The sequence below is a fragment of the Vibrio sp. LQ2 genome (assembly GCF_023920125.1).
GTDB classification, from domain to species: domain Bacteria; phylum Pseudomonadota; class Gammaproteobacteria; order Enterobacterales; family Vibrionaceae; genus Vibrio; species Vibrio fluvialis.
The window spans coordinates 3,821,390-3,845,984 of sequence record NZ_CP085308.1; the positions used below are offsets into that span (position 1 = coordinate 3,821,390).

Below are 24,595 nucleotides of genomic sequence, written 5' to 3' on the forward strand. Positions count from 1 at the left end.
GAAATTGGTGAGGAAAACGTTTGCGTCGCGATAATAGCTTTAAATGGAAGGTTGTAAAGCGAATTAACGAGAGGATTGTTTTGCGAGGCGAGAATTCTAAACCATTCCTGATTTCGATCAATTGCATCGGGAGCAAATTGCTGGACGCAGTTGCGTAAAACTAAAGCGCCACGGTCGGCGCTTTACTGTGATTAGGCAAGTTTGATCAACTCGTCCACCAGACGATCAATACCCGCTGCCGCTTGGGAAATATTTTCGGCCAGCATGTAAGCCGGAGTGGACAGTACGTTGTGTTTCTGGTCAAAAACGAAGTCATCGACCGGGCAGGTGACATGTTCACCGCCCATTTTACGGAACGCGCACGCCGTATCCGGGTCGCTGCCGATGGTGCCTTCCACGCCATGTTCGTAGATCATTGGAATGATGGTGGGCGCAATGCAAAGATAGGCGGCCGGTTTGCCCGCTTGAGCAAAGGCGCGACACGCGGCTGCGACATGAGTGTTGATGCTGCAATCGGCGCCTTTGACGGCAAAGTCAGTCAGGTTTTTCGCTGCGCCAAAACCGCCGGGTAATAGCAAAGCGTCGTAATCTTCGGCTTTAAGCTTCGCGACATCCTCAATTTTGCCACGTGCGATACGTGCGGCTTCTACCAGCACGTTTCGTTTTTCGTCCATCTCTTCACCCGTGAGGTGGTTAATGACGTGCATCTGATCAATATTGGGAGCAAAACAGTGCCAAGAGGCACCGTGTCTTTCAATGGCGTGGAGGGCAAGCACCGATTCATGAATTTCGGCACCATCGAAAACACCACATCCACTCAATATCACGGCTACTTTTTTCATCGGTCGATTCCTTAACTATCCAGAGCTAGTGCAATAATTATCCAGTGCTATTCTTGGTCTGATCCTGCCTGAGATTGACGCTTATTTTGTAAGTCTAGTTGAGCTGTTTGCTCGTGTTGTTGTTCATTGTCGCGAATTTCGTGATCTGATTCGGGGTAGGGTTTCACCACAAAAGGAATCAGCATGACGGACGAGGGCAAAAAGTGTTTCATCGGCTACTCCGGTGGTTGATTTACCCCGTTTTATAAGCCGGTTCTGGCACACGTTCTTTGCGTTAAATCACTGTCATTCTGAGTTTTTGAGCACGTATTGGCTCAGAAGATACCTTGATCCCAATATGGTTGATCTGCTCCCAATTTTTCACTGACAAATTCCATAAAGGCGCGCACTTTGTGTGGCAGATGTTTTCTTTCAGGAAATACGGCATAAATGGCGTGCTCAGGAAGAGGAAAATCCGCCATGATGGTTTGCAGTTTTCCGGCTTGAATATCTTTGCTGACCAGAAACGTTGGCAACTGACCAATACCAAGGCCGTCAAGCAGGGCGCGGCGAATCGCTTCGCTATTATTCACGCTAAGGTTGCCTTTAGGAATGACTTTGAAATCTGCCCCGTTTTGGGTAAACGTCCACTCGCTGCCGCCACGAAAATAGGAATACACCAGGCAATTGTGTTGCAGCAGATCAGAAGGTTTCTGCGGCGCGGAATAACGGGTCAGATAATCGGGCGAGCAACACAGCACACTGCGGCAACGGACCAATCGTTTGGCCACCAGATTTGAGACCGGTAAATGGCCGATACGAATCGCCAGGTCAAAGCCGCCTTGAACCAAGTCAACCATTTGATCTTCCAACTGCAAGTCGATTTCCACTTTAGGATAGCGGGCAAGGAACTCAGCAATGATGGTCGCAATATGCAACACACCAAATGACATGGGGGCCGTAATTTTGAGTTTACCTTGGGGCTCACCTTGTAATTCAGTGACCGCGTCACTTCCTTGTTGCGCATAGCTCAAGGCTTGGGATACATGGTAGTAATAACGCTCTCCGGCCTCGGTCAGGCTCAGTTTTCGTGTGGTGCGGTTCAGCAGGCGAATGCCTAAATCATCTTCGAGTTGCGTCACCCGTTTACTCACGGCAGACTTAGTGATGTTGAGTTTCTCGGCCGCGCTCGAGAAACTGCCGCATTCGACCACTGCGACAAAAATAGGAATGGCGGCAAACGTGTTATTCATCATAATTGTTGAGATATTCTTAACAAAAAGTTTCCATATACAGAGATTAACATCTCATGGAAAACAATCTAGACTGAGCGCGACATTTTGAGGAAACCAACATGAAGTACGATTGGATCTTATTTGACGCTGACGAAACCCTGTTTCATTTCGATGCTTTTAAAGGGATGCAGCTGATGTTTGCGCGTAAAGGCGTAGACTTTACGGAACAAGACTTTCACCACTACCAACAAGTCAATAAGCCCCTGTGGGTTGATTACCAGAACGGTACGATCACGGCGGCAGAATTGAAACACATTCGTTTTGCATCCTGGGCGCAAAAGCTGGAAACCACCACGGCAGAGCTGAACAGCGCGTTTTTGGAAGCGATGGCCGACATTTGTACGTTGCTGCCAGGTGCTAAAGAACTGATGGAAGCGCTAAAAGGCAAAGCAAAACTGGGGATCATCACCAATGGTTTTACGGAGCTTCAGGATGTACGCCTGACTAAAACGGGCATGAAGGAATATTTCGACCACATCGTGATTTCAGAAGAGGTTGGGATCGCCAAACCAGATGCGGGCATTTTTGCTCATGCGATGTCGGTAATGGGAAATCCGGAAAAAGCGCGTGTGTTGATGGTGGGAGACAACCCGCATTCAGACATTCTGGGCGGTTTGAACTTTGGGATTGAAACTTGCTGGTTGAATGTGCATCAGCATCCAAAGCCGGACGGTATCGATGCGCACTATGAAGTGGGCTCACTGCACGAATTAAAAGATATTCTGCTCGCGTAAATCGCTCCTGGTGCAAAGTGATCACTTTGCACCGGAATCCCGCTCTTAACGGCTAAAGTCACCTTCACGCTCTGGCTGGTACACCACTTCGAGGATCTCGATGGTTTTCTCCGCGCCGCCAGGCATTGGCCAAGTGAGAGTTTGGCCTGCTGCTAAGCCTAGCAATGCACTGCCAACCGGAGCAAAGATAGAAATATCGTCATTGCTTTTCACTTCGTTCGGATAGACCAGATTCTTCTGAATGATCTCTTCTTTACCCATGAACTTAAACCGCACGGTTGAGTTCATGCTGACGACATTGTCCGGCATTTCCTGTGGCTCTTTGATGGTCGCTCTGTCGAGTTCATCTTCTAGTTTTTCCAGTTCTGGTGACAATTTTGGCATCTGCTCCAGAAGCGCACTGATGCGGTCCATATCCAGAGTTGATACCACGATTGTATGATTAGTAGACATTTTATTTTCTCCAAAAAGAAATACCGCCCTGACAGGTCAGGGCGGCATAAAACCATACGGTTTATAGATTTCACAAGGTGGTACGTGAAACCTTAGTCTTTGTAATGTAAGAATTCAATCGATATGCACACAGTTTTTAAGTAATAAATTGTGTATGTTTGTAAATAGTGATGAGCTTTCATCCAGCCACAGCCGGCGAAGCAAAATCGACAAAAAAACGATCTTCGGCTTGATCTTATTTTTAAGCAGGGACTACGCTTTAATTGAGTGCGTCTGTGCGTTCTCAGGAGCTTTGCCAAACATAATAACGACAGGCGAAGTGGCGGCTGGGCATAACAAGTCTCTGACACTGAGTGTGAGGGATGAGTGCGAGTTCATCATGGCTATTGCAGGTAAAATCTCTGAATGGAATGACGCGAAAGGGTATGGCTTTATTACGGTCGATAACTATCGCGGCAAAATCTTCTTCCACATTTCCGATCTTCAAGGTCACGCGCAAAGACCAAAAGTTAATGAGGCGGTACATTTCAAACTGACGAAAGAACCAGACGGTTCTCTGCACGCCGTCGATATTCATCGGCCTTTGGTGTACGGATTGTCACTCGCTTTGTCAGTCTGGTTTATTACCGTGCTTTTTGCCAGTATCTATCTGGTGAAATATCCGCCGATAGTGGTGTTGTTCTACATCTTAATCAGCGCCATTACCTATGCGGTGTACGCGTTTGACCGAAGTGCTATGTATCACAACGATTGGCGGGTTTCTGAGTGGTTGCTGCACACGCTATCCGTTCTGGGTGGCTGGCCCGGTGCCTTGATGGCGCAGGCACTGCTGAAATTCAAAACCCTTGAACAGCCATTTCGAATGATATTTTGGTTAACCGTGTTGATTAATTTTTCCATCTTCGTCTATACCCTGACGGCGCCCGGAGCGATGTTGATGTCGACGATCATCTCGAGTTTAAAACTGTTCTGAAGAAAAACGGGCTAAGGCCCGTTTTTTTATGGTCGTTCCCCTGCGAGTAAGCGGCGTTCGATATCAGCAACCACAGCCGGAAAGTCGGCGATGGTATCAATCAGGTAATGGGGATTGGCTTGCGAGAGTTTGTCGCGAGCGCGAGCGCGGGCGGTGTTGAGTGTGGCTCTGTCCGCAGACAGATACTCTTGTTCGGTGAGTCCTGCTTCGTTGCCCGACAGCAGCAATCCGACCGTCCACATACCAGCGTTGTGGCCTTCATCAATGCCGGGCACTGCATCATCGACTTTGATGCAGGCGCGTACATCTGTCACACCAAGTTCAATCACATTTTTGAGTGCCATGAACGGCGCAGGTCGCCCCCCTTGCGGCAGATCATCGGTTGCGACCACATAATCTGGTTGATACCCGTATGCCTGCGCGGCCGGGATCAACACATCCATCACCTGACGCGGATAGCCGGAGCAAGATCCGATTTTAATGCCGCGCTGCTTAAGCGCGTTCACCACCTCAATCGCGTGTGGAATCGGCGCGGCGTGATCCGCCACTTTGGCAATTTGCAGCGGCATAAACGCGGCGTAAATGGCATCGATGTCCGCGCTGCTCATGGCGCGGCCCATTTGTTGCTCCCAGCGTTGAGCCACGTCGGGCAGCCGGCCAACAGCTTGAATATGATCCCATTTGCCCAATCCCATGGGTACGCGGGCTTCATCGAGTGAAATTTCAAAATCAAAACCTTGCTGAAAGGCTTCGACGAAAATCGTTGTCGGGGCGAAAGATCCGAAGTCGACAATGGTGCCAGCCCAGTCAAAAATAACGGCTTGAATCGGTGAGTGCATGATGATTTCCTTGAACGGTTTGTTTCATGAATGGTTTGCTTTACGAATGCTTGATGGCGTAGCCAAATGTGGCGCTGATTTCTTGGAGTGCGGATTCGAAGATCGCGAGTGCGTCATCAAGTTCGGCACGCTCGATAACAAGTGGAGGGCTGAGTTGAATCACATTCCCCTGCGACACCTTAAAGCTCAATCCGTGGTTGAGGCAGTGATAGAGTACCGCTTCGGCTTCATCGTACGCGCGCTCTTTGCTGGTGGGGTCTTGCACCAGCTCCACGCCCCACAATAAGCCGATGCCGCGCACATCGCCGATCAACGCGTAACGCTGCTTCATCGCGTGCAAGCGTTGGTGCAAATAGTGGCTGTCGCGTTGTACTTTGTTCAGTAGCTGTTGCTGTTCAATGACTTCGATGGTAGCGAGCGCAGCGGCGCAGCCCAGTGGGCTTTTTTCGTGTGTATAGTGCCCCAACGACACTGCAGCGGCCGTGTTGTATTGGTCTTTGGTGATCAGCGCCGCCATGGGCATGATGCCGCCACCCAAGCCTTTGCCGATGCACAGGATGTCCGGTTCGATATCAAACGCCTGATGGGTGAACCAATGGCCGCTGCGTCCCATGCCGTTGGGAATGTCATCAATGATGAGCAACACGCCGTGTTTGTCGCAGATTTCACGCACACGTTTCCAGTACGCGCGGCTGGGCACTTGCACATCGGTATTGCGCACCGCTTCAGCGATAAACGCGCCAACGCCGCCTTCTTTTTCAATCACATATTCCAAGAAATCGGCGTAGTGAACATCGCTGCCGTCTTCGCGAGGGAAAGCGCCACGGTAGCTCACCGCTGGGGGAATGCGTTCGACGCCCGCCAGCAACGGCCCCATGTTGTGGCGAAAACAGGCTTCACCACCAACAGAAATGGCATCCAGTGATGCGCCATGAAACGCATCCCACAGCGACACGACTTTAAAATTCTGGGTGACGTGGCGAGCGAGTTTCAGCGCCATGCCAATCACCGAGGTGCCACCGGGTGCAAACAGCACCCGATTGAGTTCACCGCCGCAAATCTCAGTCAGTTTTTCGGCGCATGCCACCGCAATCGGATTGGTAAATCGGCGCGGCGAGAACGCTAAGGTTTGCATTTGCTGAGTCACTTTTTCGACCACATGCGGATGGCTATACCCCAACTGATGCACGTTGTTGCCATGAAAATCGAGATAGCGTTTGCCAGCCAAGTCGTCTAGGTACACATCGCGCGCGCTACTCAGCGCATTGAGGCACGGCGTCGACATCGCCTGATGAAGAAACACATTCGCATCGCGTTCAAGCAGCGAGCGCGTGTCGGGATGTTGCAGGTTACGACCCCATTGCTTGCGTGCGGGCGTAGTGTTGATATCGCCCTCGCTTCGCCAATGAGATTCAGGTTTTGCGTGGCTCATGAGGCTACGTTCCAGTACATGGCGTTTTGCACGGCTTCAATCAGGCGCTCAATGTCGTGCGGATGAACATCCCCGATATTGCCGATGCGAAAACAGTCGGCATGGCTCACTTTCCCCGGATAGATCACAAACCCTTGCGCTTTCAGGCGCTGATAGAATTCGGCGAATTGGTAGTCCGGATGCGTGGGGGAATAAAATGAAGTGATGATCGGCGAGTGCAATGACACATCGAGTAGAGGCGTGAAGCCAAGGGATTGCATGCCGCGCACCAGCGTGGTTTGGTTGGTTTGATAACGCAGATGACGAGCAGCGATGCCGCCTTCCTGTTCCAGTTCAAGCAGCGCCTGATAAAACGCACGCATGGTGTGAGTTGGCGATGTAAAGCGCCATTTGCCGTGGTTTTTCTCCATGCATTGCCATTGGTCGTACAGATCGAGGCTCAGCGAACGGGCTTGGCCTTGGCATTGTTCCAGTTCGCTCTGCTTGGCAATCACAAATCCAAACCCCGGCACACCTTGAAGGCATTTGTTGGCCGAGCTGATCATAAAGTCGATTCCGAGATCGCCGATATCCATCTGAATGCCACCAAAGCTCGACATCGCATCCACAATCACAGTTTTGCCGTACTTTTTGGCCAGCGCGACGACCTCCGTGATGGGGTTCAACATGCCGGTGGTGGTTTCACAATGCACGATGGCCACATGGGTAATTGTGGCATCTTGCTGAATGCATGCTTCGATGTGTTCAAGGGACGGTTGCGCAGTTTCACCGGGTGAGACGATGGCACAATCAATGTGCAGGTATGCTGCAATCTGTGCGATTCGAGCGCCATACGCACCATTATCAACGACCAGCAACTTGCCGTGTTGGCCTAAGGTGCTGCCGATGGTGGCTTCGACCGACGCGGTGCCGCTGCCTTGCATCAACACCGAGGTGTATCCGCTGTGACGGGTTGCCAGCGCCACCAATTTTTGGCGAATCACTTCCACAATGTCTTTGTTGTATTCGTCATCCCACGTACACCAGTCTTTTAACATGGCTTCGCGCACAGTTTCTGTGGTCGAAAGGGGGCCAGGGGTGAGCAGCAAGTAGTCGTTTTTCATGTGAACTCCATTTTGGACTATACCAATTATTTATCGCTACTCTAGCAAGGAAAAATCGCTTCGGTAAAGGCAACCAACGCGGATTTCATAAAACTTTCACATCTTCCGTCGCGGCTATACGGATCGTCATGCCGCGAATGTAAGTATGAAATGCTCACAAAAATGCCAAATGAACGTCATTGAATCGTCACATAACAGGATTAGCGTAGAAAATAAATCTGGTACATACCAAATTAACTACAACTTGGAGATAGCGATGAAAACCCGTTTTATGAAAGGAACTCTGGCTTCACTGGTCGCGTTGTTTGCGGCGCAAGCGCACGCAGCGCAAGAGGTGACGGTGTATACCGCGTTCGAAACCGACATTTTGGCGAAATACAAAACTGCGTTTGAAAAAGAGAACCCAGATATCGAGATTAAGTGGGTGCGTGATTCGACCGGTATCATGACGGCCAAGCTATTAGCTGAAAAATCAAACCCACGCGCCGAAGTGGTTTGGGGGCTTGCGGGCTCGTCCATGGCACTGCTCAAAAACGAAGGCATCTTGAAGCCATACACGCCGAAAGGTGCGAATGAACTGCGCGCCAATTTGAATGATCCGCAAGGTCAGCAGGCGTGGTACGGCAATGACGCGTTCTTCAATGCGGTGTGTTTCAACGAAACGGTTGCTAAACAGTTGAATCTGCCAAAACCACAAAGTTGGGAAGATCTGACCAAGCCTGTTTATAAGGGCCACATCGCGATGCCAAACCCAGCATCTTCGGGCACAGGTTACATGCAGGTGTCGGCTTGGCTGCAAATTATGGGAGAAGATAAAGGTTGGAACTACATGCAGCGTTTGGACCAAAACATCGCGCATTACACCCATTCGGGTTCAAAACCGTGCGTTCAAGCGGGCATGGGTGAAGTGGCGATTGGCATTTCGATGGCAAGTCGCGGTGCGAAGTTGAAAACGCAAGGTGCGCCGCTGGATGTCATCATTCCTCAGGGCATCGGCTGGGAATCGGAAGCGGTGGGCTTGGTGAAAGCATCGGATGCGGCAAAGCGCGTGGTGGACTGGTCGATCTCCAAAGCAGCCAACGAGCTGTACATTGATATGTATCCGGTCGTGGGCCACAAAGACGTCAGCAAAACCGTGGCGAACTATCCGAACGTCGAAAAAGCGATGGCGAAGATGGACTTTGCGCAGATGGGCAACGAACGTGCCCGCGTGCTGAAAACTTGGTCTGAGAAGTTTGATGCGAAGTCTGAACCCAAATCTTAATGGGTTCGTCAACGAATGATTGAGGAGGCTTTGGCCTCCTTATTTCGTTTGTCGCGTTACATGTGCTGCAATCTTTTGGCTGAACAATTGACTGACACATTCCTGTCATCTCACGTCTATAAAATCGTCACCACAGTGTCACATAGGGGTTCTATATTTGGACTATACCAAATTAAGGATCTTGTTATGACCTCACAGCCTTATTTAGAAATTCACAACGTCATCAAACAATTTGGCCAGTTTACGGCGCTCAAAGGCATCGACCTTCACATTCAGCAAGGAGAGTTTGTCTGTTTTCTTGGGCCCTCGGGCTGTGGCAAAACCACATTGCTGCGTGCAATCGCCGGATTAGACTTACCCACGTCGGGCGCCATTTTTCAAAACCAGCACGAGATGACCTTTTTGCCGCCTGAAAAGCGTGATTTCGGCATCGTCTTCCAATCTTACGCGCTGTTTCCCAATTTAACCGTGCAAGAAAACATTGCTATCGGCTTGAAAAATCAGGGACTCTCGACACGCGAGGCATTAGAAAAAGTCGATGATTGGCTGGACACCATCGGTTTGCCAACTTCAGGACAAAAATTCCCCAATCAGCTCTCCGGCGGCCAGCAACAGCGTGTCGCGCTGGCGCGTGCATTGGCGCTGTCGCCCGGCTTATTGCTACTGGATGAACCTTTGTCGGCGCTGGATGCCAAAGTTCGCGCCCATCTGCGCGATGAAATTTGCCGTCTGCAACGCAAGCTTGGGATCACCACCATCATGGTGACGCACGATCAGGATGAAGCGTTGACCATGGCCGACCGGATTGTGGTGATGAACCACGGCGTTATTGAGCAGGTTGGCTCGCCTCAAGAGATCTACCAGCAACCGGCCAGCCGATTTGTGGCGCAGTTTGTCGGCCACATGAACTTCATTCCGGCGTCGATGACCACGCCGCTACAAATGCGCGTTGCCGAGTCGCTGAGCAGTCTGCCTGCGATTGGCAATGCCAGTGTGCAGAAGGGCGATCAATTTGAACTGGCCGTGCGGCCGGAACAGTTGGCGTTTGTGGAACGCAACAGCAATGCGATTCCGGTGAAGATTGTATCGCTGGAGTTTCTTGGCGCGTTCTATCGTATTGAGTGCCGCTTTCAGGATGAACCGTCGTTGCCCGCGGTGCATGTGGATCTTTCGGTACAACACGTTGTCGATAGCGCCATTCAGGCCGGTGATGTGCGTCATCTGGCGATTCGCGACACCGTAGTTCAGGTTTATCCAACCCGCATGACGACGCGCGATGCAGCCTAAGGTGAGAAAGTGAAAGCTATGATTTTATCCAACGCAACCGCTGTTACATCAAGTCGCTGGTGGCAACGCATCAGTCGCGACAACCTGATTTTGGGCGTGACACTGACCGCGCTCTTGCTGTTTATGTGGCTATTCATTTTGATGCCGTTGTGGGCCATGTTGGTCAAATCGGTACAAAACCGCGCTGGTGAGTATGTCGGCTTGGCCAACTTTGCGACGTATTTCTCCTCCAACGCTTTGTGGCAGTCGATGGGCAATACGTTCACCGTCGGTGTGCTGGTGACGGTAGTGGTGGCGACGTTGGCATTTGGTTATGCCTACGCGTTAAGCCGTTCGTGCATGCCGATGAAGGGGCTGTTTCAAGTGCTGGGCAGCGCGCCGATTTTGGCGCCCTCGTTGTTGCCCGCGATCAGCCTGATTTTTCTGTTTGGCAATCAGGGCATCTTCAAGTCCTGGCTTGGCGGTGAATCGGTGTATGGGCTGATGGGGATTAGCCTTGGGTTGATCTTCTGGACGTTTCCCCATGCCTTGATGATTTTAAATACCTCGCTGCGCACGTCTGATGCGCGTCTTTACGAAGCGGCGCGCGCCCTGAAAACGCCCGGCTGGAAAACCTTTCTTGTCGTGACGTTGCCCGCTGCGAAGTACGGTTTAATCAGCACGCTCATCGTGGTGTTCACGCTGGTGGTGTGTGACTTTGGTGTGCCGAAAGTCATCGGCGGGAGCTACAACGTGTTGGCCACCGACATCTTCAAACAGGTGGTGGGGCAACAAAACTTTGCCATGGGCGCGGTCACCAGCTTGTTACTGTTGCTTCCTGCGGCGTTGGCGTTTATCGCCGATCGTTGGGTGCAGAAAAAGCAAAAGAACTTGTTTGATACCCGCTCTGTTGCGTATGTCCCGAGCCCAAATCGCGTGCGTGATTCACTGTGCTTTCTCTATTGCCTGACGGTGTGCGGCGCGATTTTGCTGGTGCTGGGCATGGCGGTGTACGGATCATTGGTCACGTTCTGGCCATGGAACAAAGCGCTGACGCTCAATAACTACAACTTTGCAGAGATGAGCACCTACGGCTGGAGCCCGTATTTCAACTCGCTGATTCTGGCGACCTTTACCGCATTGATTGGCACGGTGGTGATTTTTCTTGGTGCGTATGGCATCGAAAAAGGCCGTGCCTTTGCGCCGGTGCGCCAACTGATGCAGATGCTGAGTGTGGTGCCGATGGCGGTGCCGGGCATGGTGCTGGGGTTGGGATATATTTTCTATTTTAACGATGCGGCAAATCCGCTCAGTGTGCTGTACGGCACCATGGCATTTTTAGTGGTGAATACCATCGTGCATTACTACACCGTGGGGCACATGACGGCGCTGACCGCGCTTAAACAACTGCCCGGGGAAATTGAAGCGACGGCGGCATCGATTAAACTGCCGCAATATGGCTTGCTGTTTAAAGTGACGCTGCCGGTGTGCTTGCCTGCGGTACTGGACATCGCTAGTTATCTGTTTATTAATGCATTGACCACCACTTCTGCGGTAGTATTTCTTTACTCAACAGACACCATCCCGGCATCGGTCTCGGTATTGAATATGGACGATGCAGGGCAAACGGGCGCCGCAGCGGCGATGGCGGTGATGATCATGGGCTCGGCGGCAGGGGCGAAAGTTGTGCATCTGGTGACCGAAAGGCTGCTGACTAAACGCACTCAAGCTTGGCGAAAACGCTAAGTGCTAAGCCCTAAGCCCTAAGCCCAAAGATCAAAGCCCAATGACCGCGATTGAGTGATAAACGAGTAATAAGGAATCACGTGCAATACGTAAAAATTAAAGATGCCATCGTGGAGCAAATCGACGCGGGCATGCTCACCCCAAGACAGAAGTTACCCGCTGAGCGAAAGTTGGCCGAGTCGTTCGATACCACGCGCGTCACGCTGCGCGAAGCGCTGTCGCTGTTGGAAGCGGAAGGAAAAATCTACCGTGAAGATCGCCGCGGCTGGTTTATCTCGCCAGAGACGCTGCGTTACGATCCGTCACAAACGCTCAATTTCACCAACATGGCGTTGGCGCAAAATCGCCAGCCGAAAACTGAACTTGTGAGTGCCAAGTCGATGATTGCCAACAAGCTGGCAACCAAGCTACTCAATCTCAAACCGTTTTCGGATGTGTATCGCGTCGACCGAGTGCGGTATCTGGAAAACCGTCCGGTGGTGTATGTGACCAACTACATTCACCCGGAACTGTTTCCCAATTTGCTCGATTTCGATTTGTCGAATTCACTGACGGATATCTACCGCGAGCACTTTGGCACCCAGTATCAAACCATTCGCTACCGCATCACGACCAGTTCCCTGTTGGGCGAGACTGCGCAGGCGCTGCGAGCCACCGCGGGCACCCCCGCCATGGTTGTGGAACGAGTGAACTACAACCAAAATGGCGACTTGATCGACTGCGATATTGAATATTGGCGTCATGATGCGATCAGTATTGAATCGGTCGCGCAGTTGAGCCGTTAAAAACAGAACGAACAGGTCTTAAGGCTCCGCACGGAGCCTTTTTCTTCGAAGTAAGGAAGCTGCCATGGACGTCCTGGCGATAGGGTTAGTGGTTTTTTCAGCTGTATTGCACGCAGGCTGGAACATTCTGGGCAAAAGTCACGCTGGTTCAGGCGTTGCCTTTACCATGGCGGCTAGTCTCTCGGCGTGTTTGTTGCTGACGCCGTATCTCATTTGGTATTTAGTGACCGTTGGCTGGGCAACGCTACCGATGGCATTTTGGGGTCTGTTGCTCATCAGCGGCTTGGCGCAGATGGTCTATCTGGTAGGACTGATCGTGGCCTATAAACACGCCGATGTGGGTGTGATTTACCCCATCGCACGCGCACTCCCTGTGATGATGGTTGGTGCGCTTAGCATGCTGCTCGGCCACACCTTAACGCAATTCCAATGGCTTGGTTTTGTACTCATCACGTTGGGGTGCATGCTGGTGCCGCTCACGGGGTTTCGCCAGTTTACGCCACGCTCGTACTTCAATGTCGGGGTGTTGTGGGCCTTGGTGGCTGCACTTGGCACGACGGGCTATTCCGTAATTGATAAAGAGGCGCTGCTTTTACTGACTCAAGCAGCAGGCGAGGTGCTGGGCAACTCCTACAGCGCGATTTTCTATCTGGGTGTTCAATTCTGGGCCATGGTGCTGCCGGTGATTTTGTGGTGCTTGGTGACGGGTAACCGTAAAGAGCTGCAGCGCGCGTGGCAAATCCGTAAAGCGGCGAGTATGGCCGGGGTGATGATGGCGTCGACGTACGGTTTGGTGCTGTTTGCGATGACGATGACAGATAACGTCAGCTTAGTCGTGGCGCTGCGCCAAATCAGTATTGTGATGGGCTTGTTGATGGGCGTGTGGTTTCTGGCAGAGAAATGGCACTACACGCGCGGGGCGGGCGTGGTGTTGATCCTCTCTGGGATCGTTCTGACACTGGGCAAAGCATAAACGTCCTCAACGAGCGTATTCAAACAGTGATTCCTGCCAGCTAACCTATGGAAATGTGCTCAAAGTAATAGGGACGTATTCTCATTTGTGATAGCCTCTGCGCTTCAGCTCAGATTCAATAGGTGAGTCAATCATGAAAATATTCAGCAACTTCGACAGCGGCAGCATTCACGTTGTCAGCGCGGACAACAAAGACGATATTCAACTGAAGATCCCGAACGACAACATGTCGGAGTTTTATCAGTGGTTCCACTTTCGTCTCGAAACACAAGCCGAAGCATCGCACACCATCAAACTGCTCGACCTGGCCAAATCGGCCTATCCGGAAGGCTGGCAAGGCTACGATGTTGTGGCGTCTTACGATCGTGAAGAGTGGTTCCGCATTCCGTCTGAATTTGATGGCGACACCCTGACTTTCACGGTGATCCCTGAGCGCAGCTCTATCTATTTCGCGTATTTTGCACCGTACAGCTACGATCGTCACCTTGATCTGCTGCATATGGCACAAAGCGCGCACCACTGCCAGTTGGAAACGCTGGGTCATACGCTAGACGGCAACGACATGAGCCTACTGACGTTTGGCGAGCCAGACGAAGGCAAAAAGAAAATCTGGGTGATTGCGCGTCAGCACCCGGGTGAAACCATGGCCGAATGGTTTGTGGAAGGGATGATTCAGCGCCTGTTGGACGACAACGATACCGTGGCTCGTGCATTGCTGGAAAAAGCGGTGCTGTACGTGGTGCCGAACATGAACCCGGATGGCGGTGTGCGTGGTCACCTGCGCACCAATGCGGTCGGCGTAAACCTCAACCGCGAATGGCAAACGCCATCGATGGAAAAGAGCCCGGAAGTTTACTTGGTGCGTGAGCGCATGCTTCAAACCGGCGTCGACATGTTCCTTGATATCCACGGGGATGAAGCGATTCCATACAACTTTGTGGCCGGTTCGGAAGGCATTCCTTCTTACGATGAAGAACTGGCGGCACTGGAAACGGCATTTAAACAAGCACTGCTGACGATCACGCCAGAGTTTCAGGATGACATCGGCTACGACAAAGACGAAGCGGGCAAAGCGAACCTGACTGTGGGCTCGAATTGGGTTGCCGAGCAATTCCACTGCCTGTCTTACACCGTCGAAATGCCATTTAAAGATCACAACAATCACCCGGATCCGCTGTACGGATGGTCGCCAGAACGCAGTGTGTTGTTTGGTCAGGACATGCTGGCGGCAGTTCTCGCTGTGTCGGATAAGATCTAATTCAAGCGGACTGTTGAAATTGAAAGCCAGCGCCATATCGCTGGCTTTTTTTGTCTTGGTTCCTGACACCAATAAGTCGTAGACATAAAAAATGGCCCGAAGGCCATTGAGGGGGAAGTGTTGTGACACTTCTTAAGGTTCGGTTGCTTAGCTGTTGGCTTCCGCGTCTTCGCGTTTAATTACTTTGTGGCCATCTTCGCTGACGCCGTTTTTCCAATAGCTGCTGATGTAGATGTGTTCGCGGTCAATCTCTTTTTCGTTGCGGAAGTATTGACGCAGCGCGCGCATCGATTCAAATTCACACGCACACCACACAGAACATTGTCCATCAAGCCAAGGCTGCGCTTTCACTGCTTCAACCAACGGCGTGCCAACACTCCAAATGACCTTGACGCCAGCTGGTGCATTGAGTGCTTGCTTGTCGTCTTCATCTTCGATTTCAATCACTGCGTAACCTTGCGTGTCGGCGCTTAAGCTTTCGAGCGTGACGGAAAGTGCAGGCAGGGCAGTCATGTCGGCTGCCATAAAGACCCAATCCGCTTCGGTATTGAGGCCTTGGCTTTTCCCTGGGCCACCGATCGAAATGGTGTCGCCCACTTGAACGCTTTCGGCCCAACGTGCTGCAAAGCCGCAAGAAAGGTCTTGTGTAATATGGCGCACAAAGTCGACCACAATGCTGTTGGTTTGTGGGTCGAACTGACGAATGGTGTAAGTGCGCATCAGTGGGCGGGCGTCATCGCCTAGTGTGCTGATATCCGTGCCGCCATCGGGCGTAAACAGCAGCTTGATGTAGCCGCCTTCACTCTCTTTACCAAAATGCGCGATCGCATCGCCTTGTAGGGTAATGCGTTGAAAATTATTAGAAATCTGTTGGGTATCCGTAACGGTCAGAGCATGAAAGCTTCGTTTTTGTGGTTTGTTTTGCATAGTAGCCCATAAATGTAACAACTTATTATTGCCTGTAACCTTAGCGTTAATCTTTCTATTCGGCAATGATAATTGTTGTCATTTACCTAAATTTACACAAAACACCAAATGACCCATTAAGGTTTAATATATGAACTCTGTGTTTTCTATTGATTTGCAAAATAACCGTCCGATCACATCGGGATAGTCGGGGATTAGGCTCGCCAACACGCTGAATTTGTTGCACTATCTGAGGGCTTATAAATAAAGGAAAAACCATGCAGCACACACTTATTCTGGCACTCGGAAAACGTTTGGTGAATAACCAGTTAACTTTGGAAGGTAAAAGCCGTGTGTCTGCGTTGGTGGAATGGCTCACAGCGAAGCAGTTCTCTAATCCGGTCATTGGTTTTTGTGGCGGTTATACCGATGGGCAGAGCGTTTCGGAAGCCTCTGCCATGGCCGACGCCTTTATTCAGCAATGCCTTAAACGCGGTCTGAATCCCAGTGAAATGACCTTGGTATTAGAGCAAGAATCCACCAATACCATTGAAAACATTGAATGCATGGCTCAGACCCTGATTGAGAAGGGCATTTTTACCACAGGTAGCGACATTGACGTCATTTTTGCCTCGAACGATTATCACCTCAAGCGCATCTTTGAGATTCAGTCCTTGATGGATGAGCAGGGGTTATTGCGCGTACTGAAGCAACGTTGTGCTGAGCATGGCTTGAATCTTCATATCGACAGTAACCTCGGGCACCATATTCTTGCGCCTTATCCCTACTGCTGCGATCGAGCTGCACTGTTTTTGCTGATGGATGAAATCACGCCTTACCGTGTGTATCTCGAAGGTGTGGTAGGCGGCGTTTTTCAACGTCCGCTGGCGCTGGTTAGAGAGGTGCCGTTCAGTTTAGCGGAGAACGCCATCAGCTTGGCGCAAACTCTGTGTCAGCAAAGAGGGGAAGGTGCTGACGTTCTCACTGCGTTGTTTGAAATCGAATTCACCATGCTGGAAACAACGCCGGATGCACCTGTTGATCAGGTACAACATGCATTGCGGATTTTACATCCGCATCTCACCCGTTTGAATCGTCACTTTGACCCCGAACAACCGTTTAAGGTGTGAGCGACGTTTCAGAGCGATCAAATAACTTCTTTTGCGGCTACTTTCAAATTTGTCAAAAGCAGTATGCTGTCTAGAATTATTTCATAAGGCACTTTGATCTTGGTGCCAAAAATCGAGCTTGCTTTTGGTTTCCGCATCGTTCCGGCGCGGCTGTGGTGAACGTATTTTTAGGGGATCTGCCCATGACAGAGAAACAGTATCGACTGGTGACACGCAGTGATTTCGATGGACTTGTGTGCGCTGTTTTGCTTAAAAAACTTCAACTAATCAATGATATAAAATTCGTTCATCCCAAAGATATGCAAGATGGCAAGATAGAGATCTATGACAGTGACATTGTCACTAATTTGCCGTATGTCGGTGATGCATTCTTAGTCTTTGACCATCATCATTCTGAAACTCTGCGTAACGCAGGGGACAGGCATAACCACATCATTGACCCTGATGCTCCTTCGGCTGCTCGTGTCGTGTGGGAATATTATGGCGGTTTAGATGTCTTTCCCGACCAATGGCTGGAAATGATGGCGGCGGTCGACAAAGGGGATTCGGCGCAATTCAGCCGCGATGAAGTTCTGGATTCGACGGGCTGGAATTTACTGAACTTCCTGATGGATGCCCGCACTGGCCTCGGTCGGTTCCGCGATTTCCGCATTTCCAACTATAACTTGATGATGGATTTAATCGATTACTGCGCCGATCATTCGATCGAACAGATTCTGGCGTTGCCGGATGTGGAAGAGCGAATCGTTTTGTATCGTGAGCACGAAAATCTGTTTAAAGAGCAGATTCAACGTTGCGCGCACATTCACGATAATCTGGTGTTGCTTGACCTGACCGAAGAAGAAGTCATCTATGCCGGGAACCGCTTTATGGTTTACGCGCTGTTTCCGCAATGCAATATCTCAATACATAAAATGTGGGGCTTTCAGAAGCAGAACATTGTGTTTGCTACGGGCAAGTCGATCTTTGATCGCAGCTCACGCACCAATATCGGCGAGCTGATGTTGCAGTACGGTGGTGGCGGTCATCCGGCCGCTGGCACGTGCCAGATTACAGTTGAGAAAGCCGCGCAGGTAGAGCGAGAGCTGGTCTTGCAAATCACAAAAGATGGTTAATCATGCGTCATGATTGACGCTGTTTCTCGATAAATGGCGAAAATTCCCTGCTGCGGCAGGGTTTTTTGTTTACCTCTCTGATAAAGTTGGCGCCAAATTTCTAGAGGGACGCCATATGAGACACTTACATATTGCTACGCATCCAGAAGTGGAACCGCTCAGCCAACAACGTATTTTGCAACGCAAAGCCGCTCGCGCCATCGTTCTGGATGGAGAAGACATCCTGATGCTGTATACCGAGCGTTATCACGACTACACCTTGCCTGGCGGTGGGGTCGATGAAGGCGAAGACATTCTGCAGGGCATGGTGCGTGAACTGGAAGAAGAGACAGGTGCACAGAACATTCACAACATTAAACCATTCGGCCTCTATGAAGAGTTCCGTCCTTGGTATAAAGACGATGCGGATGTAATGCACATGGTTTCTTACTGTTTTACCTGCAAAATCGATCGTGAGCTTGGCGACACCAACTACGAAGACTACGAAATCAAAAACGGCATGAAGCCCGTTTGGATCAACATTCGTGATGCAATTACGCACAATGAACTGACCATGGCGGAAAGTGAGAAAAAGGGCATGAGCATTGAACGCGAAACCTTTTTATTGCGCCTGATTGCCAAAGAACTGCTCTGATTCTCCTCATCTGACGCCCATCAACCGCTGAAATCTTTGAACTATGCCGCCGCTTGGCGTGTCTATAAGGTTTCAGCGGTTTCCTAATCGATAAATTTCTCTATACTTACCCAAGTAGCTGAATTATTAATAAGAAATGTACCTGAACTATTTGAAGTTGCTGGTAACACCGCAGCGGATTTAATTCGGAAGCATAGCGATGCGAACCGATGATTTTCCTGTCAGGCCAAACTTACGCATTCAAATGGCCTGAACATGGGCAGCACGACGTTAAGTAGAAGGATTCTTTAATGGGCAAAATAAAACCAATTACGTTGGGTGTGGCACTGTCGTTATTCAGCCACGTTTCTCTCGCCAACGTCATCGAAACCACCAGTCTGGTCGGTTTTGGTCAAGCTAAATACCCCGATAACTTCACTCATTTTGACTATGTGAATCCTGATGCCCCTAAGTATGGCAAAGTGACTTATGGTCAGGTCGGTACTTACGATAACTTTAACCGCTATGCATCACGCGGCGTCGCGGCGGCAGCCAGCGGTGAGCTTTACGATTCATTGATGTTTTCGCCTTCCGATGAAATCGACTCATACTACCCGTTGATTGCCGAAAAAGTGCGTTATTCCGACGATTACACCTGGCTCGAACTGGATATCAATCCTAAGGCGCGTTTTCAGGATGGGGTTCCCATCACCGCGCACGATGTGGAATTCACCTTCAATAAGTTCATGACTGAAGGCGTGCCGCAATATCGCGTGTACTACAAAGAGATCAAATCGGTTAAAGCGTTGAACGACAAAACGGTACGCATTGAAATGAGCGAACCGAACCGCGACAAACTGTTCAGTTTTGCTCAGCAAACCCGCGTACTGCCAGAACACTTCTGGAAAGACAAAAATCTCTCCGAACCCCTCAATGAACCCCCAGTGGGCAGCGGTCCTTATGAAGTGGCCGAGTTCAAACCGGGACAAAGCATTACCTATAAGCTCGACGACAACTACTGGGCAAAAGATCTGCCGGTTAACGTTGGACGCAACAATTTCAAGCAGGTGCAGTACGACTATTACCGTGATGACACGGTGATGCTGGAAGCTTTTAAAGCCGGTGAGTTCGATATTCGTCAGGAGAGTCAGGCCAAGTTCTGGGCGACTTCTTATACTGGGGTGAACTTTGACAACGGCTTCATCAAGAAAGAAGAGATTCCACATAATGCGCCCGCCGCAACACAGGGCTTTGTATTCAACATTCAGCGTCCGGTGTTCAGCGACGTGCGCGTACGTGAGGCGCTGAACTATGCGATGGACTTCGAGTGGATGAACAAGAACATGTTCTACAGCCAGTACACTCGCACCCGCAGCTACTTCCAGAACACCGAGTACGAAGCCAAAGGGTTGCCGGATAAAGAGGAACTTGCCGTTCTCAATCCGGTAAAAGATAAGATCCCGCCGCGTGTGTTTACAACAGAGTTCCAGCCACCGGTGACCGATGGCAGCGGTCGTATTCGCCCACAAATGCGCAAAGCGTTTGAGCTGCTGAAAGAGGCGGGTTGGGAGCTGAAGAATAAAGTGATGACCGACGTCAAAACAGGCGAGCCGATGACGTTTGAACTGCTGATTTACAGCCCGACGACGGAGCGCATTGCGATTCCTCTGCAAAAGAATCTCAAGATCATGGGCATCGATATGAAGATCCGTACCGTCGATACCACTCAATACATCAAGCGCTTGCGTGACCGTGACTTTGATATGGTGTCGTCGGCTTATTCCGCCAATCCGTTCCCAAGTCCGAACCTGATGATTGTTTGGAACTCACACTACATTGATTCGACCTACAACACGGCAGGGGTGATGGATCCGGTGATTGATGAACTGACCATGCAGATTGCCAAAAATCAGGAGAATCCGGACAAGCTGAAATCGCTCGGCAAAGCGTTAGACCGAATTCTGCAATGGAACTTCTATCTCATTCCGCAGTGGTACACCAGCATGTACCGAGTCGCGACTTGGGATAAGTTTGAACGTCCGGCTGAAATGCCAAAATACGATTTAGGCATTGATACCTGGTGGATCTCACAAGAGAAAGCCCAGAAGTTACCTGAAAAACGTCGTTAAGAGGAAGGTATGGCTGCGTACATTATTCGCCGTTTGCTGTTGGTGATCCCAACGCTGTGGGCCATTATCACAATTAACTTCTTTATCATTCAAATTGCGCCGGGTGGCCCGGTTGAACAGGCCATCGCCAATTTGGAAGGGCATTCTAACGGCATCATGGAGCGCTTTTCCGGTGGCGGGCAGGAAGTTGACTTATCGAAAATGGATAACGGCAGCCCGTCCGGTTACAAGGGATCACGTGGCCTGGACCCGGAAGTGGTGGAAGCCATTAAACGCCAGTTCGGTTTTGATAAACCGCTGCATGAGCGTTATTTCGATATGCTCAAGAATTACGTGACGTTTAACTTCGGCGAAAGCTTGTTTCGCGGTGGTAACGTCATCGACCTGATTGTCGAACGTTTGCCGGTTTCCATTTCTCTTGGGTTGTGGAGCACGCTCATCATTTACATGATTTCGATTCCGCTCGGTATCATGAAGGCGATTCATCACGGCTCGCGATTTGATGTCTGGTCGAGCGCCATGGTGATTGTCGGCTACGCGATTCCCGGCTTCCTGTTTGCGATCATTCTGATCATTGTATTTGCCAGCGGTAACTACTTCAGTTGGTTCCCGCTGCGCGGCTTGGTGTCGGATAACTTCGCTCAATTGACCTGGTATCAGCAAATCATCGACTATTTCTGGCATTTGGCGCTGCCGATTTTCGCCATGGTGATCGGCGGTTTTGCAACGTTGAGCATGCTGACGAAAAACTCGTTTCTCGATGAAATCAATAAGCAGTATGTAGTGACCGCGCGCGCCAAGGGACTCGACGAGCGTAACATCCTGTATAAACACGTGTTTCGCAACGCGATGCTGATCATCATTGCTGGCTTTCCAAGTGCGTTTATCAGCATTTTCTTCACCGGCTCGATGCTGATTGAAGTGATGTTTTCGCTCGAAGGCATTGGTCTGCTTGGCTTTGAATCGACCATTCAACGTGATTATCCTGTGGTGTTCAGTTCGCTGTATATCATGACTCTATTGGGCTTGTTGCTCGGCATTATTTCGGATCTGACTTACACCTGGGTCGATCCGCGCATTGATTTTGAGGCCCGTTAAATGGCGTTGTTAAAGAAGAAAGTTAACCCGCTGAACGCCGCACGCTGGCAGCGGTTCAAATCTAACCGGCGTGGTTTCTATTCGCTGTGGATTTTTTCCATTCTGTTCTTCATCAGCTTGTTTGCTGAGGTGATCGCTAACGACAAACCGCTGTTTATTTCCTATGACCATCACTGGTATTTCCCGGTGGTGGAGCAGTACGCAGAAACGCGCTTTGGCGGCGAATTTGAAACCGAAGCGGACTACACCGATCCTTATGTTGTGAGTCTGATTGAAGAAAAAGGCTACATCATTTGGGCGCCAATTCGTTTTAGTTACGACACCATCAACTACGACATTGTAGGCTCTGTGCCGTCGGCACCAGACTCGGTCAACTGGCTGGGTACCGATGATAAAGGGCGTGATGTGCTGGCACGTATTATTTACGGTTTCCGTATTTCGGTGCTGTTTGGATTTGTGCTGACCATTGTTTCGTCCTTTGTGGGCGTCGTGGTTGGCGCGAGTCAGGGTTACTACGGTGGTTGGTTAGATCTCTTCGGTCAGCGCTTCATCGAAATCTGGTCGGGCATGCCGACGCTGTTTCTGCTGATCATCTTGTCGAGCTTTGTTGAACCGAACTTCTGGTGGTTGTTGGGTATCATGGTACTGTTTAGTTGGATGAGCTTGGTGGGCGTGGTGCGCGCCGAGTTTTTGCGATGCCGCAACTTTGATTATGTACGTGCGGCTCAGGCGATGGGCGTGAGTGATTCTCGCATCATCATGCGCCATATGTTACCCAACGCCATGGTCGCGTCGCTGACCATGATGCCGTTTATTCTTTCTGGTTCCGTAACCACACTGACGTCGCTCGATTTTCTGGGTTTCGGCTTACCGGTTGGTTCGCCGTCTTTAGGGGAATTGCTGGCGCAAGGTAAAGCGAACTTGCAGGCGCCTTGGCTGGGCATTTCGGCCTTTGTGGTGTTGTCCTTAATGCTGACCTTATTGGTTTTCGTTGGTGAAGCGGTTCGTGACGCCTTTGACCCACATCTACAAAGGAGAGGCTAATGAGCGAAACGTTACTTACCATTGAAAACCTCTCTGTCGGCTTTGGTCGCGCTGGTAATGTAGAACCTGTCACTCATCAGGTTTCGCTTTCGATTCGTAAAGGGGAAACGCTGGCTCTGGTAGGGGAAAGCGGCTCGGGGAAATCGGTCACTGCGAACGCGATATTAAAGCTGCTACCCAAAGGTTCGGCCCACTATCTGGAAGGTAAAATTGACTTTGCTGGCACCAATACGCTGGCGTGTTCTGAGCGTCAGTTGCGCGGTATTCGTGGCGGGCGTATCGGCATGATTTTCCAGGAGCCGATGGTGTCGCTCAACCCGCTGCATAAGGTCGGTAAACAGCTGGTGGAAACCTTGGCGATTCACCGCGGCATGCGCCAGAAAAAGGCAGAATCTCTGGCCATCAGTTGGCTGGAAAAAGTCGGGATTCGTAATCCGACACTGAAAATCAACGCTTATCCCCATGAGTTGTCCGGTGGAGAACGCCAACGAGTGATGATTGCCATGGCGCTGATCAATGAGCCCGAACTGCTGATTGCTGATGAGCCCACCACCGCACTGGACGTGTCGGTTCAGGCGCAGATCCTCGATTTACTTAAATCTTTACAACAAGAACTGGGGATGGCGATGCTGTTTATCACACACGACCTCAGTATCGTGCGTCGCATTGCCGATCGCGTTGCGGTCATGCAAGAAGGGCGCTTGGTTGAGGAAAACGAATGCAAAGCGTTGTTCAGTGAACCTAAACACCCATACACCAAACTCCTGATTGAATCGGATCCGCGTGGTTTGCCAGTGGAGACTGACAGTCAAAGCCCGGTGTTGCTCAAAACTGAGCAACTCAAAGTGTGGTTTCCCATCACTGGCGGATTGTTCAAACGCACAGTTAACCACATTAAAGCCGTCACTAACATGCAGTTTGAACTGCGCAAAGGCCATTCTATCGGACTGGTGGGGGAAAGTGGTTCCGGTAAATCCACGACGGGCATGGCGATTCTGAAACTGGTGCATTCAGAAGGCGTGATTAACTACGCGGGGCAGGACATCCAGCAACTTGATCGCAAGGGCATGCTGCCATATCGCAGCAAAATGCAGGTCGTGTTTCAGGATCCGTTTTCGGCGCTTAACCCAAGAATGTCTGTTGCTCAGGTCATTGGTGAAGGTTTGTATGTGCACACCGAGTTCAGCGATGAACAGATTGATGCCGCTATTTGTGAAGCGATGCGCGAAGTGGATTTGGATCCCGACACGCGTCATCGCTATCCGAATGAGTTTTCTGGTGGCCAGCGCCAGCGAATTGCCATTGCCCGCGCTTTGGTGCTCAAACCGGAGTTTATTCTGCTGGATGAACCGACCTCGTCGCTGGATCGCACGGTGCAGGCGCAAGTGCTGGATCTGCTGAAATCACTGCAGGAGAAGTATGGCCTGACGTACCTGTTCATCAGCCACGATCTCAATGTCGTGAAATCGCTGTGCCACTACACCATCGTGATGAAACAGGGGCAGATTGTCGAACAGGGCGCGACACAAAACCTGTTCCAACATCCTAATCACCCTTACACTCAGGAGTTGGTTCGCCTCTCATCGTTCTAACTCGTTGTTCTTAGTAAAAGAAAAGC

The 24,595-nt window shown here is 50.6% G+C and carries 22 protein-coding genes; 15 read left to right on the forward strand and 7 right to left on the reverse strand.

What is annotated here, in order from left to right; translation table 11 throughout:
- Window positions 1-191: 191 nt before the first annotated feature.
- Both elbB and LGV68_RS17730 read right to left on the reverse strand, forming a co-directional pair.
- On the reverse strand, window positions 192-842 hold the full coding sequence (elbB, locus tag LGV68_RS17725; RefSeq protein WP_024375070.1) for an isoprenoid biosynthesis glyoxalase ElbB: 651 nt from the start codon (window positions 840-842) through the stop codon (window positions 192-194).
- Between the two features lie 314 nt (window positions 843-1,156).
- On the reverse strand, window positions 1,157-2,074 hold the full coding sequence (locus tag LGV68_RS17730; RefSeq protein ID WP_238848570.1) for a LysR family transcriptional regulator: 918 nt from the start codon (window positions 2,072-2,074) through the stop codon (window positions 1,157-1,159).
- A 101-nt stretch (window positions 2,075-2,175) separates the two neighbouring features.
- Between LGV68_RS17730 and yjjG the strand changes: the two genes are divergently transcribed.
- On the forward strand, window positions 2,176-2,850 hold the full coding sequence (gene yjjG / locus LGV68_RS17735) for a pyrimidine 5'-nucleotidase (RefSeq protein WP_044366646.1): 675 nt from the start codon (window positions 2,176-2,178) through the stop codon (window positions 2,848-2,850).
- 45 nt (window positions 2,851-2,895) lie between these two features.
- Here the strand turns inward: yjjG and rnk are convergent, their stop codons facing one another.
- Window positions 2,896-3,303, reverse strand: a complete 408-nt coding sequence (gene rnk / locus LGV68_RS17740; protein WP_020328682.1) for a nucleoside diphosphate kinase regulator — start codon at window positions 3,301-3,303, stop codon at window positions 2,896-2,898.
- A 292-nt stretch (window positions 3,304-3,595) separates the two neighbouring features.
- On the opposite strand from rnk, the gene LGV68_RS17745 reads away from it, so the two are divergent.
- A complete protein-coding gene (locus tag LGV68_RS17745; RefSeq protein ID WP_230857658.1) occupies window positions 3,596-4,276 on the forward strand; it encodes a DUF1294 domain-containing protein in 681 nt (226 codons plus the stop codon).
- A gap of 26 nt (window positions 4,277-4,302) precedes the next feature.
- On the opposite strand, the gene phnX is transcribed toward LGV68_RS17745, so the two are convergent.
- From phnX to phnW, 3 genes are read right to left on the reverse strand one after another with little or no spacing between them, the layout of a single operon-like run.
- The gene (gene phnX, locus LGV68_RS17750; protein ID WP_252536780.1) at window positions 4,303-5,118 is read right to left on the reverse strand and encodes a phosphonoacetaldehyde hydrolase; all 816 of its coding nucleotides are present in this window, start codon (window positions 5,116-5,118) and stop codon (window positions 4,303-4,305) included.
- A 37-nt stretch (window positions 5,119-5,155) separates the two neighbouring features.
- Window positions 5,156-6,547, reverse strand: coding sequence for an aspartate aminotransferase family protein (locus tag LGV68_RS17755; protein ID WP_222748815.1), 1,392 nt, complete (start codon window positions 6,545-6,547; stop codon window positions 5,156-5,158).
- Window positions 6,544-7,650 carry a 2-aminoethylphosphonate--pyruvate transaminase gene (phnW, locus tag LGV68_RS17760; protein WP_252535760.1) on the reverse strand — a complete coding sequence of 369 codons (1,107 nt, stop codon included), beginning with the start codon at window positions 7,648-7,650 and terminating at the stop codon, window positions 6,544-6,546. Before phnW ends, LGV68_RS17755 begins: the two co-directional genes overlap by 4 nt.
- A 256-nt stretch (window positions 7,651-7,906) precedes the next feature.
- On the opposite strand from phnW, the gene LGV68_RS17765 reads away from it, so the two are divergent.
- From LGV68_RS17765 to LGV68_RS17790, 6 genes are all read left to right on the forward strand, one after another.
- The gene (locus LGV68_RS17765) at window positions 7,907-8,914 is read left to right on the forward strand and encodes a putative 2-aminoethylphosphonate ABC transporter substrate-binding protein (RefSeq protein ID WP_252535761.1); all 1,008 of its coding nucleotides are present in this window, start codon (window positions 7,907-7,909) and stop codon (window positions 8,912-8,914) included.
- 186 nt (window positions 8,915-9,100) lie between these two features.
- The gene (locus LGV68_RS17770) at window positions 9,101-10,201 is read left to right on the forward strand and encodes a putative 2-aminoethylphosphonate ABC transporter ATP-binding protein (RefSeq protein WP_252535763.1); all 1,101 of its coding nucleotides are present in this window, start codon (window positions 9,101-9,103) and stop codon (window positions 10,199-10,201) included.
- An 18-nt stretch (window positions 10,202-10,219) separates the two neighbouring features.
- The gene (locus tag LGV68_RS17775) at window positions 10,220-11,926 is read left to right on the forward strand and encodes a putative 2-aminoethylphosphonate ABC transporter permease subunit (protein ID WP_252536781.1); all 1,707 of its coding nucleotides are present in this window, start codon (window positions 10,220-10,222) and stop codon (window positions 11,924-11,926) included.
- A gap of 80 nt (window positions 11,927-12,006) precedes the next feature.
- Window positions 12,007-12,711: a phosphonate utilization transcriptional regulator PhnR gene (phnR, locus tag LGV68_RS17780; protein ID WP_252535764.1), complete on the forward strand. Its 705-nt coding sequence runs from the start codon at window positions 12,007-12,009 to the stop codon at window positions 12,709-12,711.
- A gap of 64 nt (window positions 12,712-12,775) precedes the next feature.
- The gene (locus LGV68_RS17785) at window positions 12,776-13,684 is read left to right on the forward strand and encodes an EamA family transporter (protein WP_233958860.1); all 909 of its coding nucleotides are present in this window, start codon (window positions 12,776-12,778) and stop codon (window positions 13,682-13,684) included.
- Between the two features lie 133 nt (window positions 13,685-13,817).
- Window positions 13,818-14,942 carry a M14-type cytosolic carboxypeptidase gene (locus tag LGV68_RS17790; RefSeq protein WP_020328670.1) on the forward strand — a complete coding sequence of 375 codons (1,125 nt, stop codon included), beginning with the start codon at window positions 13,818-13,820 and terminating at the stop codon, window positions 14,940-14,942.
- A gap of 147 nt (window positions 14,943-15,089) precedes the next feature.
- Here the strand turns inward: LGV68_RS17790 and LGV68_RS17795 are convergent, their stop codons facing one another.
- Window positions 15,090-15,869 (reverse strand): siderophore-interacting protein, encoded by a 780-nt coding sequence (locus LGV68_RS17795; RefSeq protein ID WP_158143298.1) that lies wholly within the window; start codon window positions 15,867-15,869, stop codon window positions 15,090-15,092.
- 257 nt (window positions 15,870-16,126) lie between these two features.
- Here LGV68_RS17795 and LGV68_RS17800 point away from each other — a divergent pair, with 257 nt between their 5' ends.
- From LGV68_RS17800 to LGV68_RS17830, 7 genes are all read left to right on the forward strand, one after another.
- A complete protein-coding gene (locus tag LGV68_RS17800; RefSeq protein WP_252535765.1) occupies window positions 16,127-16,978 on the forward strand; it encodes a YdcF family protein in 852 nt (283 codons plus the stop codon).
- 182 nt (window positions 16,979-17,160) lie between these two features.
- Window positions 17,161-18,093: an exopolyphosphatase gene (locus LGV68_RS17805; protein WP_222751282.1), complete on the forward strand. Its 933-nt coding sequence runs from the start codon at window positions 17,161-17,163 to the stop codon at window positions 18,091-18,093.
- Window positions 18,094-18,208: 115 nt separating this feature from the next.
- Entirely contained in the window at window positions 18,209-18,727 is a 519-nt protein-coding gene (locus tag LGV68_RS17810) for an NUDIX hydrolase (RefSeq protein ID WP_032081339.1), read from the forward strand.
- A gap of 290 nt (window positions 18,728-19,017) precedes the next feature.
- Window positions 19,018-20,835: an extracellular solute-binding protein gene (locus LGV68_RS17815; RefSeq protein WP_252535766.1), complete on the forward strand. Its 1,818-nt coding sequence runs from the start codon at window positions 19,018-19,020 to the stop codon at window positions 20,833-20,835.
- A 9-nt stretch (window positions 20,836-20,844) separates the two neighbouring features.
- On the forward strand, window positions 20,845-21,933 hold the full coding sequence (locus LGV68_RS17820) for a microcin C ABC transporter permease YejB (RefSeq protein WP_020430993.1): 1,089 nt from the start codon (window positions 20,845-20,847) through the stop codon (window positions 21,931-21,933).
- Window positions 21,934-22,977, forward strand: a complete 1,044-nt coding sequence (locus tag LGV68_RS17825; RefSeq protein ID WP_024375055.1) for an ABC transporter permease — start codon at window positions 21,934-21,936, stop codon at window positions 22,975-22,977. It begins immediately after the preceding gene.
- Window positions 22,977-24,569, forward strand: coding sequence for an ABC transporter ATP-binding protein (locus tag LGV68_RS17830; RefSeq protein ID WP_055452640.1), 1,593 nt, complete (start codon window positions 22,977-22,979; stop codon window positions 24,567-24,569). The genes LGV68_RS17825 and LGV68_RS17830 overlap by 1 nt, the downstream gene beginning before the upstream one ends.
- Window positions 24,570-24,595 lie beyond the last annotated feature (26 nt).